Annotated in this window: 14 protein-coding genes; 10 read left to right on the top strand and 4 right to left on the bottom strand. The window is 72.4% G+C overall.

Going from position 1 to position 16,405, the window contains the following annotated elements; translation table 11 throughout:
- Nucleotides 1-46: 46 nt before the first annotated feature.
- Nucleotides 47-1,078: an alpha/beta fold hydrolase gene (locus tag ACFC02_RS03800; protein ID WP_376351682.1), complete on the bottom strand. Its 1,032-nt coding sequence runs from the start codon at nucleotides 1,076-1,078 to the stop codon at nucleotides 47-49.
- Nucleotides 1,079-1,310: 232 nt separating this feature from the next.
- Here ACFC02_RS03800 and ACFC02_RS03795 point away from each other — a divergent pair, with 232 nt between their 5' ends.
- Nucleotides 1,311-1,919, top strand: a complete 609-nt coding sequence (locus ACFC02_RS03795; RefSeq protein WP_376351679.1) for a helix-turn-helix domain-containing protein — start codon at nucleotides 1,311-1,313, stop codon at nucleotides 1,917-1,919.
- A 93-nt stretch (nucleotides 1,920-2,012) separates the two neighbouring features.
- Here ACFC02_RS03795 and ACFC02_RS03790 read toward each other — a convergent pair whose 3' ends face one another.
- On the bottom strand, nucleotides 2,013-3,308 hold the full coding sequence (locus tag ACFC02_RS03790) for an MFS transporter (RefSeq protein WP_376351675.1): 1,296 nt from the start codon (nucleotides 3,306-3,308) through the stop codon (nucleotides 2,013-2,015).
- A gap of 241 nt (nucleotides 3,309-3,549) precedes the next feature.
- The gene (locus ACFC02_RS03785; RefSeq protein WP_376351672.1) at nucleotides 3,550-4,629 is read right to left on the bottom strand and encodes an alkene reductase; all 1,080 of its coding nucleotides are present in this window, start codon (nucleotides 4,627-4,629) and stop codon (nucleotides 3,550-3,552) included.
- 280 nt (nucleotides 4,630-4,909) lie between these two features.
- Here ACFC02_RS03785 and ACFC02_RS03780 point away from each other — a divergent pair, with 280 nt between their 5' ends.
- The 7 genes from ACFC02_RS03780 to ACFC02_RS03750 all read left to right on the top strand — a co-directional run bounded on the left by ACFC02_RS03780 (nucleotide 4,910) and on the right by ACFC02_RS03750 (nucleotide 12,416).
- Nucleotides 4,910-6,196, top strand: coding sequence for a flavin-containing monooxygenase (locus ACFC02_RS03780; protein WP_376351669.1), 1,287 nt, complete (start codon nucleotides 4,910-4,912; stop codon nucleotides 6,194-6,196).
- A gap of 10 nt (nucleotides 6,197-6,206) precedes the next feature.
- Nucleotides 6,207-6,677, top strand: coding sequence for a RidA family protein (locus ACFC02_RS03775; RefSeq protein WP_360969896.1), 471 nt, complete (start codon nucleotides 6,207-6,209; stop codon nucleotides 6,675-6,677).
- Nucleotides 6,674-7,348, top strand: a complete 675-nt coding sequence (locus ACFC02_RS03770) for a DUF1028 domain-containing protein (protein ID WP_376351665.1) — start codon at nucleotides 6,674-6,676, stop codon at nucleotides 7,346-7,348. Before ACFC02_RS03775 ends, ACFC02_RS03770 begins: the two co-directional genes overlap by 4 nt.
- Before the next feature lie 23 nt (nucleotides 7,349-7,371).
- A complete protein-coding gene (locus ACFC02_RS03765; RefSeq protein ID WP_376351662.1) occupies nucleotides 7,372-8,547 on the top strand; it encodes a M20 family metallopeptidase in 1,176 nt (391 codons plus the stop codon).
- A complete protein-coding gene (locus ACFC02_RS03760) occupies nucleotides 8,544-9,995 on the top strand; it encodes an aspartate ammonia-lyase (RefSeq protein ID WP_376351659.1) in 1,452 nt (483 codons plus the stop codon). Before ACFC02_RS03765 ends, ACFC02_RS03760 begins: the two co-directional genes overlap by 4 nt.
- Nucleotides 9,996-10,060: 65 nt before the next feature.
- Nucleotides 10,061-11,449, top strand: a complete 1,389-nt coding sequence (locus tag ACFC02_RS03755; RefSeq protein ID WP_376351656.1) for an MFS transporter — start codon at nucleotides 10,061-10,063, stop codon at nucleotides 11,447-11,449.
- Between the two features lie 40 nt (nucleotides 11,450-11,489).
- Nucleotides 11,490-12,416 (top strand): LysR substrate-binding domain-containing protein, encoded by a 927-nt coding sequence (locus ACFC02_RS03750; protein ID WP_376351653.1) that lies wholly within the window; start codon nucleotides 11,490-11,492, stop codon nucleotides 12,414-12,416.
- A gap of 109 nt (nucleotides 12,417-12,525) precedes the next feature.
- On the opposite strand, the gene ACFC02_RS03745 is transcribed toward ACFC02_RS03750, so the two are convergent.
- A complete protein-coding gene (locus tag ACFC02_RS03745; RefSeq protein ID WP_376351650.1) occupies nucleotides 12,526-13,143 on the bottom strand; it encodes a TetR/AcrR family transcriptional regulator in 618 nt (205 codons plus the stop codon).
- A gap of 251 nt (nucleotides 13,144-13,394) precedes the next feature.
- On the opposite strand from ACFC02_RS03745, the gene ACFC02_RS03740 reads away from it, so the two are divergent.
- Together ACFC02_RS03740 and ACFC02_RS03735 are read left to right on the top strand one after the other, a co-directional pair.
- On the top strand, nucleotides 13,395-14,867 hold the full coding sequence (locus tag ACFC02_RS03740) for an aldehyde dehydrogenase family protein (protein WP_376351647.1): 1,473 nt from the start codon (nucleotides 13,395-13,397) through the stop codon (nucleotides 14,865-14,867).
- An 81-nt stretch (nucleotides 14,868-14,948) separates the two neighbouring features.
- Entirely contained in the window at nucleotides 14,949-16,316 is a 1,368-nt protein-coding gene (locus tag ACFC02_RS03735; protein WP_376351644.1) for an aspartate aminotransferase family protein, read from the top strand.
- Nucleotides 16,317-16,405: the final 89 nt, after the last annotated feature.

The following is a 16,405-nucleotide window of genomic DNA, read 5'->3' as shown; positions in this document are numbered from 1 at the left end:
GCGGAGAGGCTGCGGAACCGGATCCCGGGCCGCCTTTGCGGCAGGGTCATCCGGCGAGGAAACGCAACAGCTCGGCGGTGACGAACCGGGGGTTCTCCTCGACGAGCCAGTGCCCGGCCTTCGGCACGTCCACCGCCCGCACGATGTCGGTCATGCGCGGGGCCACCGTGCCCCGGATCGCGTCGAGTTGCCCCTGGGCGGTCATGAGCAGAGCGGGGACGCGTACCGGTGCTGCCGCCACGGTGTCGCGGACGTCCTTGTCGAGGGCGCGGTAGAGCTCGAAGCCGCCCGACAGGGCCTTGGGCCGGCTGTATGTCCGTGCGTACTCGTCGATCTCGGTGGTGGTGAACGGGGACCGGTCGGAGGTGCCACCGAACGCCGTGCCCCCGAACGACACTTGGGGATAGAACAGCGCCAGGTACTCGCGGACGTGGTCGCCCACGACCGTCTCGGGGATCCGTCGCTGGGAGTGGAAGGCGATGTGCCAGCTCAGTGAGCGGTAGGTGCGCGCATCGATCACGGGCCCGGGCAGCGGCAGGTCGAGGTAGCCGAGGCGTGCGGTGTCGTCGGGGAACCGGCTCGCGTACTGGAATGCCACCGCGGCGCCGAAATCGTGCCCGACGACACGCGCGTCTCGCACCCCGAGCCGGTCGGCGATCAGCGTGTGCACGTACCGCGCCAGCGTGGCTTTGTCGTACCCGGTCGGTGAGCCGGTGCTGTCCCCCAGGCCCGGGAGGTCGACGGCGTAGACGGTGTGGTGCTCGGCGAGTTCCGGCATGACGGGCCACCAGCCGTACCAGGTCTGCGGCCAGCCGTGGATCAGTACGACCGGCGTGCCGCTGCCGCCGGTGACGTAGTGCATGCGGACGCCCTCGACGTCGGCGAAACCGTGCCGGAAGGTGTGCTCGAAGCGGGGATCGCCGTGGGTGACGGCCGCGTAGGCGGGAACGTCGTCGTCCGCCGCCGGTGCGGAGCAGGCCGCGGTGACGACCGTGAGGAGGAGGGCGAGCAGGACGATCGTCACCGTGTGCGCGGATCGGAGGAAGGGGCGCGGCGACGGCCGTGGTGCGGTGATCATGGGTTCCTGTCCTGGAGGAGGGGGGCGACGGGTCGACGGCCGGTCGTGCCGTCGAGGCGGGTTCGCGACGGATGTGTGCACGGCCTGCTTGTCGGCCGGTGGAGAACGCCGGGCCGAGCAGGTCCGAGGCACAGCGGCTGTTCGCGAGTGGCTCTCGGGCCGGTGTGCGCCCAGTCTCGCCAGGCATCCCGGGACCTGGCACGGGATCTTGCGGTTACGGCAAGATGGCCGGATGGATCGCAAGACGGACGACGACGTCCTCGACGCGGTGGGGCCGCGTCTTCGCACGCTGCGCCGTGACCGCGGCATCACCCTCGCCGACCTGGCGGCGACGACCGGGGTGTCGCAGAGCACCCTGTCCAGACTGGAGAGCGGGCAGCGCCGGCCGAGCCTGGAACTGCTGCTGCCGCTGGCGCGTACCTACGGCGTTCCGCTGGACGACCTCGTGGGTGCCCCGCGCACGGGCGACCCCCGGATCCACCTCAAGCCGATCAGGCGATTCGGGATGACGTTCGTGCCCCTGTCCCGGCGACCGGGCGGGGTGCACGCGTTCAAGATGATCATTCCCGGCCCGCCGGAACCCCTCGAACCGACCCCGCAGACCCACGAAGGCTTCGAGTGGCTCTACGTGCTCAACGGGCGTCTGCGGCTCGTGATCGGCGAGCGCGACCTGACGCTGCCGCCCGGTGAGGCAGCCGAGTTCGACACGTCCCTGCCCCACTGGCTGGGCAGCGCCGACGGCGGCGTGGTGGAGCTTCTGATCCTGTTCGGCCTGCAAGGGATGCGTGCACACGTACGCACCGACCCTCATCGATCGCCGCAGGCCGGGAACCTGCGGTGAACTCAGCGGGAGACTCCGTGCGCGCCTCGGCGGCGGGGAGGCGGCGGCCTGGATCAGCGTCGAGCAGGCCGGGCGACAGATCCTGACATGGCGTCAGAGTTCCTGCTCCGTCCCGCTGTTGCGTCGGCCGGGAGCGCTCCTCGGGGTCGGGCCGGCCGCGCGTGAAGCCCGTAGGGAAGCCGAGGCCAGGCCGATGCCCGCGGCACCGCAGCCGACGGCCGCGCACAACAGGAGCGCGCTCCCGGGGCCGGGGGCGTTCGCGAGCCGGCCCAGTACGTTGTTCGCTACCACCAACGCCGAGCTCTGCACGAGCGACAGCAGCGACTGGACCCGGGACAAGTGTGTGTCCGGGGCGCCGGCCAGTACCAGTGGGCCCATGTGACACGCGAACACGCCCGACCCCGCACCGACGACCACTGCCGCGGCAACGGCTGCGGCAGGTGCTGGAGCCGCCGCCAGTCCGGCCAGTCCCACCGAGGCGAGCGCCAGGCCGAGGCTCGCGCCCGTGCCGATCCGGCGCACCGGGCCCAGGCGGGCGGTCAGGAGCGCGGCGAAGAGTATTCCGGCGCCCTGCCCTGCGGCGACCAGGCCCGCCGTTCCCGGCCCCCAGCCGTTGGAACGGACCAGCAGCGGGCCGAGCAGCGAGACCGCCGGCAGCAGCGCCGCCGCGGCCGCTGCCGTCAGCAGCAGCGCGGTGCGCAGGACGGGATCCGCCGCCGCGAGCTTCAGCCCGTCGGTGATCCCCGCGAGCACGCTCTCCGCACGAGGAGACCGCTCCGCCTCGGCCGCCGGGCGCACCCACACCATGACGGCCAGGACGACGACGAAACCACCCGCGTCGACCAGGGCCGTCCCGCCCAGGCCGGAAGCGGCCACCAGCGCCGCCCCCAGCGGGGCTCCGAGCAGTGCGGCCACCTGACCGCCGGCCTGCCGCAGGGCCATCGCACGGGGGAGCTGTTCCTTGCTCACCAGGCGGCGCGGCATGGATCCCGTCGCGGGGAGACAGAACGCGTCGACGGTGCCGACCACAGCGGCGAACCCGAGGAGCATCCACAGCGACGTCCCCCACATCCGGGTCGCCAGAGCCAGGGCGAGGACAGCCGCGAGCATCGCGGCAGCGCCCGTGATCAGCACGCGGCGGGCGCCGAAGCGGTCGCCCACTGCCCCGCCCAGCAGCAGGAGCACGGTCCGCGGCAGCGTGATCGCGGTCAGCACCAGCGCGGCCGCCTGACCGCCGTGCGCACTGGCGGCCCAGCCGAGAGCGAAGTAGAGGGCCGCGTCACCGACCAGACAGGCGCAGGTCCCCGCGAGCCAGAGAACGTACGACCGGGGCAGAACGGTTCGCGAGCGGGGAGGGACGACGGGTTCCGTGGTGCCGAGTGATGCCATGGCCGCTGACTATAGGGCCCTCGACCTGGTCGAGGGCCAGCCCGCGGCGCTGCGGCCACTGCGGCCACTGAGCCACTGCGGCCACTGCGGTCACTGCGGTCACTGCGCGGGATGTTCTCGGCCTGGCTGGCCGCCGACCGCCATGAAGCCGTTCGGCACGCGGTCTCCCGGTCGCGTCAGGTCCTGTCGCGTGCCCGTCCCCGCATCGTGTGGCGCGGGGACGGGCTGACGGGTACCGGACTCAACTCGCCCGGAGGAACGGGTAGTCGGTGTAGCCCTCGGCGCCGGGCGCGTAGAACAGTTCGGGGCGCGGCGCGTTCTCCGGGTGCTCGCCCTGCCAGCGCTCGACCAGGTCGGGGTTGGCGATGGCCGCGCGGCCCACGGCGACGGCGTCGGCGTGCGCGGCCTCGATCAGTTCCACCGCCTCCTCGCGCGTGGTCGGCGAGGAGAAGCCGCTGTTGACGACGAGCTTGCCGGCGAAGCGGCGGCGCAGCTCCTGGACCAGTTCGCCGGCGGGGTCCCGGTGCAGGACGGAGAGGTACGCCAGGCCCAGCGGGCGCAGCTGGTCCATCAGGTGTCCGTAGGTGGCCAGTACGTCGTCCCGGTCGGTCTCGAGGGCGCCCTGGATGTTGTGCTCCGGCGAGATCCGCAGCCCGGCCCGTCCGGGGCCGACGGCCCCGGCCACCGCCGTCACCACCTCGACGACGAAGCGTGCCCGGTTCTCGGGAGAGCCGCCGTACTCGTCGGTGCGCCGGTTGGACGCCGGGGAGAGGAACTCGTGCAGCAGGTAGCCGTTGGCGCCGTGGATCTCCACGCCGTCCAGGCCCGCCTCCTCCACCGCCCGGCGGGAGGCGGTGACGAAGTCGTCGAGGGCCGCCCGTGCCTCCTCGGCGGTCAGAGCGTGCGGCACCGGGTAGGGCTGCTTGCCCTTCTCCGTGTGGCCCTCGCCGTCGAGCGCGATGGCGCTGGGGGCGACGACCCGGCGGCCGCCGTTGACGTCCGGGTGGGTGACCCGGCCACCGTGCATCACCTGCATCACGATGCGCCCGCCGCGGGCGTGCACCGCCTCGGCGACCCGCCGCCAGCCGGCCACCTGCTCGTCGGTGACGATACCGGGCTGGCCGACGAAGGCCTGCGACTCGTGGTTCGGGTACGTGCCCTCGGTGACGATCAGCCCGATGCTCGCCCGCTGCCGGTAGTGCTCCACCACCAGGTCCCCGGGGACGCCGGAGGAACCGGACCGCATCCGGGTGAGCGGGGCCATGACGACCCGGTTGCCGAGTTCGACGTCTCCCAGGGAGACGGGCGTGAAGATGTTCATGTGCGGGTGCAACAGAATCCGCGTGATCAGGATTTCCGGACGCGCCGACTGCGACGGACGTCACTGCTCGATCGGGGGGGTCGACCGGGGGGTTCGATCAGGGGGTCCGCGAACGGAGTTCGATCACGGAGTCCGATGACGGGGCGCCTGAATCCATAAATCAGATTGCCTTCAACGGAAACATCTGTTGGACAGGTTTTCAGCCGCGTCCAAGGATGTCTCGTGCGGTAGCACAGTCAACGCGACACCGGGATGGACTACCGCCTGAGTGGAGGCTGAAGTGCCCAGTGAAGAAACTGAAGTAGTCGTCGTCGGGGCGGGCCAGGCCGGCGTCGCGGTGAGTGAGCACCTGGGGGCGCACGGGATCCCGCACATCGTGCTCGAGCGGCACCGTATCGCCGAGCGGTGGCGCTCGGAGCGGTGGGACTCCCTGGTCGCGAACGGGCCCGCCTGGCACGACCGGTTCCCGGGGCTGGAGTTCGCCGACGTCGACCCCGACGGTTTCGCCTCGAAGGAGCAGGTCGCGGACTACCTCGTCGCGTACGCCGAGAAGATCGGCGCCCCGGTCCGCAGCGGTGTCGAGGTCACCTCGGTGCGCAAGCAGGCCGGCCGGCCCGGCTTCCGGGTCGAGACGTCCGAGGGCTCCATCGACGCGCGCTTCGTCGTGGCCGCGACCGGCCCGTTCCAGCGGCCGGTGATCCCGCCCATCGTCCCGGACGGCGCCGTCCCCGTGCAGATCCACTCCAGCGGGTACCGCAATCCCCGGCAGTTGCCCGAGGGTGCGGTCCTCGTGGTGGGGGCCGGCTCCTCGGGGGTCCAGATCGCCGACGAGCTGCGCCGCTCCGGTCGCCGGGTCTTCCTCTCCGTCGGCCCGCACGACCGTCCTCCGCGCCAGTACCGCGGACGTGACTTCTGCTGGTGGCTCGGGGTGCTCGGGATCTGGGACGCGCAGACGCCGCCTCAGGGCGCCGAACACGTCACCATCGCGGTCAGCGGCGCCCGCGGTGGCCACACCGTGGACTTCCGTGCCCTGGCCGGCACCGGTGTCGAGCTGGTCGGCATGACCGCGTCGTACGAGGACGGCGTCCTGCGCTTCGCGCCGGACCTCGCCACGAACATCTCGCTCGGCGACGACAAGTACCTCGCGTTCCTGGCGGCGGCCGACGCGTATGTCGAGCGCAACGGGCTCGACCTCCCCGAGGAGCCGGAGGCCCATGTCCTCGGGCCGGACCCGGAGTGCGTGAGCAGCCCCCTCCTGGAACTCGACCTGGCCGGGGCCGGCGTCACCTCGATCGTCTGGGCGACGGGCTTCGCCACCGACTACAGCTGGCTCCAGGCCGACGCGTTCGACGAGAAGGGCCGGCCGGACCACCGGCGAGGAGTCTCCTCGGAGCCCGGGGTCTACTTCCTGGGCCTGCCCTGGCTCTCCCGCCGCGGGTCCAGCTTCATCTGGGGCGTGTGGCACGACGCCAGGTACGTCGCCGACCACATCGTCACCCAGCGGGGCTACCTCGCGTACGGCACCACCGACCGGCCCGGCGTCGCGCCGGCGGTCCAGAACGACTGAGGAGCAGCTGATGACGTCCACGAGCGAGGGCCGCCGGGCGAAGGACCCGATCGTCGCCGGCGGGCACACCCGGATCCGTCCGTTCAACACGCGCGACACGTATCCCGAGCAGAGCCTCGACAACGACCTGTGCCAGGCCGTCGTCGCCGGCGACACGGTGTACGTGCGGGGGCAGATCGGCCAGGACCTCGACACCAGCGAGTCCGTGGGCATCGGCGACGCCGAGGCCCAGGCCGAGCAGGCCATGGCCAACATCAAGATGCTGCTCGAAGAGGCGGGCAGCCGCATGGAGCACCTGGTCAAGCTGACCATCTACCTCATCGACCCGCGTTACCGCGAGGCGGTCTACCGCACCGTGGGCCGCTGGACCAAGGGCGTGCACCCCATCTCCACCGGCCTGGTGGTCTCCGCCCTCGCCCGCCCGGAGTGGCTGTGCGAGATCGACGCGATCGCCGTGATCCCCGAGGAGGACCGGGCATGACCATGTCCCTGGTGGTACGCGACGGCGAACGCTTCGGCATCGTGGCCAGCTCGTCGTCCCCGGCGGTCGCCGCCCGCGTCACCCATCTGCGGCCCGGCGTCGGCGCGGCGACCTCGCAGAACATCACCGACCCGACGCTCGGGACGAGCCTGCTGGACGGGCTGGCTGACCACGGCGACGCACAACGCGCCCTGGCCGGCGTCACCGGCGCCGCGCGGAACGCGAAGACCATCGAGTACCGGCAGCTGACCGTGCTGGGCCGCTCCGGTCCCGGGTTCGCCCACAGCGGCGCGCGCACGCTCGGCACGTACGCCTCGGCCACCGCGGAAGGCGCGGTGGCGGCCGGCAACATGCTCTGCGGCGAGCACATCCCCGGCGTCCTCCTCGACGCCTACGCGGCGGCGTCCGGGGAGCTGGAGGAGCGCCTGCTCGCCGCCCTGAAGGCCGCCGTCGCGGCGGGCGGCGAGGAGGGGCCGGTGCACTCCGCGGGCCTCGCGGTCGTCGCCGACGTGGACTGGCGGGTGACCGACCTGCGGGTGGACTGGGCCGATGATCCCGTGGACCGGCTCGGGGAACTCCTCGACGTCTGGCTGCCGCAGCGGGACGACTACGTGCGGCGCGGACTCGACCCCGCCTCCGCTCCCTCGTACGGCGTCCCGGGCGACCTGTGATGGGCGTGCGAGGAGAGCAGTACGTGAAGGACGCGCCGGAGGAGCGGTCCGCGACGGGCGCGCTGAAGCAGGCGGCCCGGCAGGCGGTCGACCGGCGCGCCGAGGAGCTGATCGCGCTGTCCGAGCGGCTGCACGCCGACCCGGAGACCGCCTGGGAGGAACACCGGGCCGCCGCCGCCGTACCGGAACTGCTCGACCGCGCCGGGTTCGACGTCACCTCGTCCTACCTGGGCCTGGAGACGGCGTTCCTGGCCCGGTTCGGCAGCGGGCCGGTGCGGATCGCGCTGTGCGCCGAGTACGACGCGCTGCCGGGCCTCGGCCACGCGTGCGGGCACAACCTGATCGCGGCGTCCGCGGTGGGGGCCGCGCTCGGCCTGGCCGCCGTCGCGGACGAGGCCGGCCTCACCGTCGAGGTCTACGGCACTCCGGCCGAGGAGGGCGGCGGCGGCAAGATCGAGATGCTGGAGCGGGGCGCTTTCGCCGGGGTGGACCTCGCGATGATGGTGCACCCGGCGCCGGTCGACGTCGCCGAGGCCCGCCCGTTCGCCGTCAGCCACTCCAGGATCTCGTACACCGGGAAGTCCGCGCACGCCGCCGCCTATCCGGAGGCCGGGGTCAACGCGGCCGACGCGTTCACCGTGGCCCAGGTCGCCATCGGCCTGCTGCGCCAGCAACTGCCCGCCTCGGCCAGGGTGCACGGGGTGGTGACTCACGCCGGTGACGCGCCGAACGCCATCCCGGAGCGGACCAGCGGCCGGTGGTACGTCCGCGCGGAGACCCTCGCGGAACTCGCCGAGCTGGAACCGCGGGTGATGCGGGCCTTCGAGGCCGGCGCCCTCGCCACCGGCTGCGAGCTGGAGATCGAACCGGAGAGCAAGCCGTACGCCGAGTTCCGTACGGACGAGTCCGCACTCGGGCACTACCGGGCGAACGCCCTCGCCCTGGGACGGGAGTTCGCGCCGCCCGGCCAGGCCGCCCGCATGAACCGCGCCTCCACCGACATGGGCAACGTCTCGCAGGTGGTCCCGGCCATCCACCCCTACATCGGCATCGGCTCCCTGCCCGCCACCAACCACCAGCACGAGTTCGCCGCGTACTGCGTGGGCGGAACGGCGCAGCGGGCCCTGCTCGACGGAGCGATCGCGCTGGCGTGGACCGGCGTGGACCGCGGCGCGCGGAGCGAAGGAGCGGTGGCATGACGGGAACGGACGGGTACCGCACGGCGCACGACATGCTCGCTGACACGGACAGGTACCGCACCGAGCACGACATGCTCGGTGACGTCGCCGTGCCGGCGGACGCCTACTACGGTGCCCACACCGTCCGGGCGGTGGCCAACTTCCCCCTCACCGGGGAGACCGTGGCCGCCCGGCCGCACCTGATCGGCGCCCTGGCGGCGGTGAAGCACGCCGCGGCCCTCGCCAACGCCGAGGTCGGCGCCCTGGACGGCACGATCGCCTCGGCGATCGCGGGCGCGTGTGCCGAGTTGCAGGAGGGCGCGCTGCGGGAGGAGTTCGTGGTCGACCTCATCCAGGGCGGCGCGGGCACGTCGACCAACATGAACGCCAACGAGGTGATCGCCAACCGCGCCCTGGAACTGCTCGGACACTCCCGCGGCCAGTACGCGGACCTGCACCCCCTCGACCACGTCAACCTCGGACAGAGCACCAACGACGTCTATCCGACCGCGGTGAAACTGGCGCTGGACGCGCACATCGCCGAACTGCTCGCCGCCCTGGCCTGCCTGCGCGAGGCGTTCGCCGCCAAGGGCGCCGAGTTCGCCGACGTGCTGAAGATGGGCCGCACGCAGTTGCAGGACGCCGTACCGATGACGCTGGGCCAGGAGTTCGGGGCGTTCGCCGCCACCCTGGCCGAGGACGAGCAGCGGCTCGCCGAGGCCAGGGTGCTGCTGCACGAGCTGAACCTCGGCGGCACGGCGATCGGTACCGGACTCAACGCCCGCCCGGGCTACCGCGAGCGCGCGATGGAGCACCTGCGCCGGCTGACGGGGATCGGGACGCTGGTGTCCGCGCCCGACCTCATCGAGGCCACCCAGGACGTCGGTGTCTTCGTCCAGTTGTCCGGCGTGCTCAAGCGCATCGCGGTGAAACTGTCCAAGATCTGCAACGACCTGCGGCTGCTGTCCTCGGGGCCGCAGGCCGGGTTCGGTGAGATCAACCTGCCCGCGCGCCAGGCCGGTTCGTCGATCATGCCCGGCAAGGTCAACCCGGTGATCCCCGAGGCGGTCAACCAGATCGCGTTCGAGGTCATCGGCAACGACGTGACCGTCACCCTGGCCGCCGAGGGCGGGCAGCTCCAGCTCAACGCCTTCGAGCCGATCGTGTTCCGGAGTCTGAGCGCGGGCCTCGCCCACCTCACCGCGGGGATCACCGTCCTCACCGAGCACTGCGTACGCGGCATCACCGCCAACCGCGACCGGCTGGCGCGGACCGTGGCGGCCTCCGTCGGGCTGGTCACCGCTCTCAGCCCCGCACTCGGCTACGAGACCGCCTGCGCCCTCGCGCTGGAGGCCCACCACACCGGCAGACCCGCGCTCGACCTCGTGCGCGAGCGCGAGCTGCTGACCGAGGCGGAACTGCGCGAGCTGACCAGCCCCGCGTCCCTCACCGGCCTGCCCGTGCACTGAAGGGCACGGCGTCGCCAGCACCCGCACAGCCACCGCTTCTCCACCCATCCCCCAAGGAGGCGCGCATGCGCACCTACAACAGCGCCGACACGCATGACAGGGCGGACACGAGGACCGACGTCGAGGCGGGAACCGACGTGGTCGCACTGCGCAGGAGCGTCATCGCGGGTGCCGTCGGCGTGTTCGTGCACTGGTTCGACTGGGCGGCCTACGCCTATCTCGCCGGCACCGTCGCGACCGTGTTCTTCCCGTCGCAGAACCGTACGACCGGGCTGCTCGCCGTCTTCGGTGTGTTCGCCGTGTCGTTCGGCATCCGGCCGATCGGTGCCCTGGTGTTCGGGCCGCTCGGCGACCGGATCGGCCGCAAGCGGACCCTGTCGCTGGTCATCTTCCTGATGTCCGGCGCGACCCTGACGATCGGCCTGCTGCCCGGCTACGCCTCGATCGGCATCGCCGCGCCGGTGCTCATGCTGGTCCTGCGCCTGGTCCAGGGCTTCGCGGCGGGCGGCGAGTTCGGCAGCGCGGCGAGCTTCCTCGCCGAGAGCGCGCCCCGGCGCCGCCGCGGATTCGGGGTGAGCTGGCTGGAGGCCGGCTCCCTGCTGGGCTTCCTCGCCGGCTCGTTCGTCTTCCTGCTGCTGTCCGCCGGACTCAGCGAGAACCAGCTGACCTCCTGGGGCTGGCGCATCCCCTTCCTCGTCTCCGCGCCGCTGGGCGTCATCGGCTTCGTGATCCGCAGCAAGATCGAGGACACCCCGCAGTTCCGGATGCTGGAGGCCGGCGACTCGGTCCCGCGCAGCCCCGTGCGCGAGCTGCTGCGCTCGCACAGGCGGCAGCTCCTCCAGGCGGCGGGCCTCATGGCGGCCATGCACGTGCCCTTCTACGCCGTGCTGACCTACCTCGTCACCTACGAGACGGACCACCTGGGCCACTCGGCCGACAGCGCCGCCCTGCTGTCCACGGTGATCTCGCTGCTGGGTCTTGCGCTCGTGCCGCTGTTCGGCATGCTGTCCGACCGGGTGGGGCGCAAGCCGGTGTTCGTCGGGGCGACGGCGGCCCTGCTGGTCGTCTCCACCCCGGCGTTCCTGCTGATGCGGACCGGGCTCGCCGGGACCTGGGTCGCCGGTCTGCTGCTCGGCGTGATCCTGGCGGCGATCCTCGGCACGTACGCGGTGTGGTCGGCGGAGGCCTTCCCCACCCGCACCCGGCAGAGCGGCCTGTCCATCTCGTACAACATCACCGCCGCCCTGTTCGCCGGCACCGTGCCGTACCTGATGACCGTGCTCATCTCCGCGACCGGCTCCACCCTGGTGCCCGGCCCGTACCTGATGGTGTTCGCCCTCGCCGGTCTCATCGCCGCCCTGACCCTGCGGGAGACCGCCGGGTGCGCGCTGCTGCACCCCGAGGACGTGGCCGAGGGGCCGGCCCGCGAGACCCCGGTGGACAGTGCCGCATAAGGTCGGCACCGACACCGGTCACCAGGCGCAAGGGTCACGTATGACGGCACCAGTGGGTTTCACGCTCGTTCAGCTCCGCTACTTCCTCGTGGCGGCCGAACGCGGGTCGATGACGGAGGCGTCGGCGGAGCTGCACATCGCGCAGTCCGCCGTCTCCACGGCCGTCTACAACCTGGAGCGGGACCTGCAGGTGCAGCTGTTCATCCGCCGGCGGGGCCGGGGGCTGACCCTCACCCCCGCCGGGGAGCGGCTCCGGCAGCAGGCGCGGGATCTGCTGGCCCGCGCCCGCGAGATCGAACGGGAGGCCCGGGGAGACGGCGAGACCCTCTCCGGGCCGGTCGCCGTAGGCTGTTTCGTGACCCTGGCCCCCTCCTACCTGCCACCCCTGTTCAGCGAGTGCACCCGGCGCCATCCGGGCATCGAGATCGACGTGGTGGAGGCGGAGACGGACCAGCTCGTCCGGGCCCTGGCGTCCGGGCGCATCGACTTCGCCCTCACCTACGGCCTCGGCCTGTCCGCCGATCCGGAGCTGCACAGCGAGACGATCGCCCGCGCCCCGGCCTACGTCATCGTCGCCGCCGGCCACCCGCTGGCCGGTCAGGACAGTGTGGAGCTGGCGGAACTGTCCGCCGAACCGCTCGTCCTCCTCGACCTCCCCCACAGCCGCGACTACTTCCGCTCGCTGGTCGCCGCCACCGGCACCGCGCCCGACGTCCGCTACCGCACCCAGAGCTACGAGACCGTGCGCTCCCTGGTGGCCCGCGGGCTCGGCTACTCGGTGCTCAACCAGCGGCCCGCGACCAGTCAGACCTACGGGGGCGGCGAGGTCGCGGAACTCCAGCTCAGGGACGGCGGCCCCGCCCTCGAAGTCAAGATCGCCACTCTCGGGGGCATGAGCCAGACCGCCCGCTCGCGCGCGGTGATGGACCTGCTGCGGGAGATCGCCGCCGGGGCCGACGCCGGCTGAGTGTCCGGGACCGACGCCGGCTGAGTGTCCGGGGCCGACGCCGGCTGAGCCTCCGGCCTCCGGGCGGACCGGGCTCTGCACCCGTCCAGGGCCCGGGGGGAACCGGCCCCTACAGTCCGGCGCAGCCCGTCACCGCCCGCGCATGGGCCAGGACCAGCTCCTGGGCCCGCTCGGGGCGCAGGGCCGCGTTGCGGCTGACGATGTGCAGGCCGTACCCGTCCTCCAGGGCCACCAGTCCGTGCGCCAGGTCGTGCGCGGGCGCGGCGAGGGTGAACACACCGGTCGCGGCGCCGACCTCCAGGGCGGTCGTGTAGAGCGCGACCTCGCGGGCGAACAGGGAGGTCATCAGCTCGGCGTGGCCCGGGCTGCGGCCGGCGCGCCGGTGCAGTTCGTACAGCAGTCCGTGGACCGGGTCCTCCGTCATGCTCGGCAGGCCGCTGTGCAGCAGGGCCCGCAGCCGCGCCGCGGGCCCTGCGGCGGGTGCCTCGTCGTAGGCCCGCTGCCGCGAGTCCAGGTAGCTCTCGACCGCGCCCCGGTGCACCTCCAGGACGAGGTCGTCCAGCTCCGGGTAGTAGTACAGGACCGAGCCCTGTGAGACGCCTGCCGCGTCCGCGATGTCCTTGATGCGCAGCCCCTCCAGCCCGCGCTCCGCGATGGCCCGTCCCGCCGCGGAGACGAGGGCCTGCCTGCGTGCCGTCTGGTTGCGTGGTCTGCCGGCTTTCCCCATGACGGCCAATTCTCTGTCACAGGCATCAGCCTTCGCAAGAAGTTTCCGACAGAAGCATTGACGGTCGGTTCACCTATTGTTTGAATCTCGACTCAAAGAAACCGGCGCAGGCGTTCGCTGCCGAGCCCCTCGTCCCTGCCTCGCCCACCGATTCGAGGCGGCACCTGGGACGACCCCGGCCGCACCGGATCCGGACGGGCACCGGTTCGCCCACGTCCCATGACGTCCACGAAGCGATCGAAGGCCACAGCATGCAGACGTACGCCCACTGGCGGCAGCGCGCCGCCGACCTCACGCCCCGCACGCGCCTGTTCGTCGACGGAGCGTGGACCGACCCGGAGGGCGACCGGTGGTTCCCGACCGTAAACCCCGCGACCGGCAAGGCCACCGCCCACGTGGCGGCCGGCTCGGCGGCCGACGTCGACCGGGCCGTGGCCGCGGCCCGCGCCTCCTTCGAGGACGGCCGCTGGTCGCGCACCGCGCCGGCCGAGCGCAAGCGGGTCCTGCTCGCCCTCGCCCGCCTCATCGAGGAGAACGGCGAGGAACTCGCCCTGTGCGACACCCTCGACATGGGCAAGCCCATCGCGGAGTCCCACGGCACCGACGTGCCCGGCGCGGCCGGCGTCTTCGCCTGGTACGCGGAGGCCGTCGACAAGCTCTACGACGAGGTCGCCCCGGCCCCGCCCGGCAACCTCGCCCTGGTGCGCCGCTCCCCGCTGGGTGTCGTGGGCGCCGTGGTGCCGTGGAACTTCCCGCTGGACATCGCGAGTTGGAAACTGGCGCCGGCCCTGGCGGCGGGCAACAGCGTGGTGCTGAAGCCGGCCGAGCAGTCCCCGCTGTCGGCGCTGCTGCTGGCCGAGCTCGCCTCGGCGGCCGGGCTTCCCGACGGTGTGCTGAACGTCGTACCCGGTCCGGGAGAGACCACCGGGCGGGCCCTCGGCCTCCACCCGGACGTGGACACCCTGGTGTTCACCGGGTCGACCGCCGTGGCCAAGCACTTCCTCGCCTACGCGGCCGATTCGAACATGAAGCAGGTGTGGCCGGAGGCCGGCGGCAAGAGCCCGAACGTGGTCTTCGCCGACGCCGACCTGGAGGCCGCCGCCGAGCGCGCTGCCTGGGGCTTCGTCTACAACTGCGGACAGGTGTGCTCCGCCAACACCCGCCTGCTGGTCGAGGCGTCCGTGGCCCAGGAGTTCACGGCGAGGGTCGCGGAGCACGCCCGCACCTGGCTGCCGGGCGACCCGCTCGACCCGGCCACCCGTCTCGGACCGCTCGTCGACGAGGCCCAGGTGGACCGCATCCTCGACGCCGTACGCTCATCGGGCGGCACGCTGGTGTGCGGCGGCACGCGTCCCGAGCGCGACGGCGCCTACCTGGACCCCACCGTCGTCACCGGCCTCGCACCCGACGCCCCGCTCGTCCGGGAGGAACTGTTCGGCCCGGTGCTGACCGTGCTGCCCTTCCACGACGAGGCCGAGGCGGTCCGCCTCGCCAACGACTCCGCCTACGGGCTCGCCGCCTCCGTGTGGACCCGGGACCTCGGCCGAGCCCACCGCGTCGCCGACGCCCTGCGGGCGGGCACCGTCTCCGTCAACACCGTCGACGCGCTCAGCCCGTTCACCCCGTTCGGCGGCTTCAAGCAGTCCGGCCACGGCCGCGACCTCTCCCTGCACTCCTTCGACAAGTACACCGGTCTGAAGACGACCTGGATCGCGCACTCCTGACCGCACCGGCCACACCGCGCCGCACCACACACCACACCACATCACATCACACCGCCGAAACGGACAAAGGACGTACCGCTCATGACCCTCGACGCCGCAGACCTCACCCGTCTCGACCGGGCGCACATCATCCACCCCTACCTGCCGGGCAGCGCCACCGAGCGCGTCGTCATGACCTCGGGATCCGGCTGCCGCCTCACCGACACGGAGGGCCGCGGCTACCTCGACGCCACCGGCGGCCTCTGGCTCGCGCAGGTCGGCCACGGCCGCACCGAACTCGCCGACGTCGCCCACGAGCAGATGAAGAAGCTGGAGTACTTCACCAGCTTCTGGGAGTTCTCCAACGAGCGCGCCATCGAACTCGCCGCCCGCCTGGCCTCGCTGGCCCCCGCCGGCATGGACCACGTCTACTTCACCTCGGGCGGCTCCGAGGGCAACGAGGCCGCCATCAAGATGGCCCGCTACTACCACCACCGACGCGGGGAGAGCAGCCGCACCTGGATCCTGGCCCGCAGCAAGGCGTACCACGGCATCGGCTACGGCGGCGGCTCGGCCACCGGGTTCCCGGTCTACCACGAGGGCTTCGCCCCGATGATGCCGCACGTCTCCCACCTCACCCCGCCGTGGCCGTACCGCAGCGAGCTGTACGGCGGGCAGCCGCTGAGCCCCGAGCAGGTCACCGACTTCCTGATCCGCGAGCTGGAGGAGCGCATCGCCCGGATCGGCCCGGAGAACATCGCCGCGATGATCGGCGAGCCCATCATGGGCGTCGGCGGCATGCTCGTCCCGCCGGCCGACTACTGGCCCCGGGTGCGCGAGGTCCTCGACCGGCACGGCATCCTGCTGATCTTCGACGAGGTCGTCACCGCCTACGGCCGCGTCGGCGAGTGGTTCGCCGCGCAGTACTTCGGCGTCACCCCCGACATCATCGTCACGGCCAAGGGCATCACCTCCGGGTACGTCCCGCTCGGCGCGCTCCTGGTGGGCGACCACGTCGCCGAGGCGCTGCTGCGCGACCACGGCTTCCCGATGGGCTACACCTACAACGGCCACCCCGTCGCCACCGCCGTCGCCACCGCCAACCTGGACATCATCGAGAAGGAGGGCCTGCTCGCCCGCGCGACGAGCCTGGGCGCCTTCCTCCACGGTGAACTGCAGGCGCAGATCGGTGAGCTGCCCATCGTCGGGGAGATCCGCTCGGTCGGCATGATGCTCGCCGTCGAACTCGTCCAGGACCGCGCCACCCGCGAACCCCTGCCCCTGCGCCCCGACCGGATGCCGCACGACGTCATCCGCCGCGAGACCGGCGTGATCGTACGCGACTCCGCGCACAGCCTCGTGCTGTCCCCGCCGCTCATCATGACCGAGGCCGAGGCCAAGGAGGCGGCCTCCGCGCTGCGCAGCGTCCTGGAGCGCACCGAGCCCAGCGGCGAGATCCGCGCCGCCTGACGCCTCAGGCGTTCGACGCCTTCGGCCTCAGTGGGGGGAGGTCCGGCCCGCGACGACCGGGCCTCCCCCGCTGATGTCCCCGGCCCAGC

This window comes from Streptomyces sp. NPDC056160, from assembly GCF_042268205.1.
Taxonomy (GTDB): Bacteria; Actinomycetota; Actinomycetes; order Streptomycetales; family Streptomycetaceae; genus Streptomyces.
Note: the sequence above shows the minus strand (reverse complement) of the source record. Positions and strands in the feature narration are given on the sequence as shown.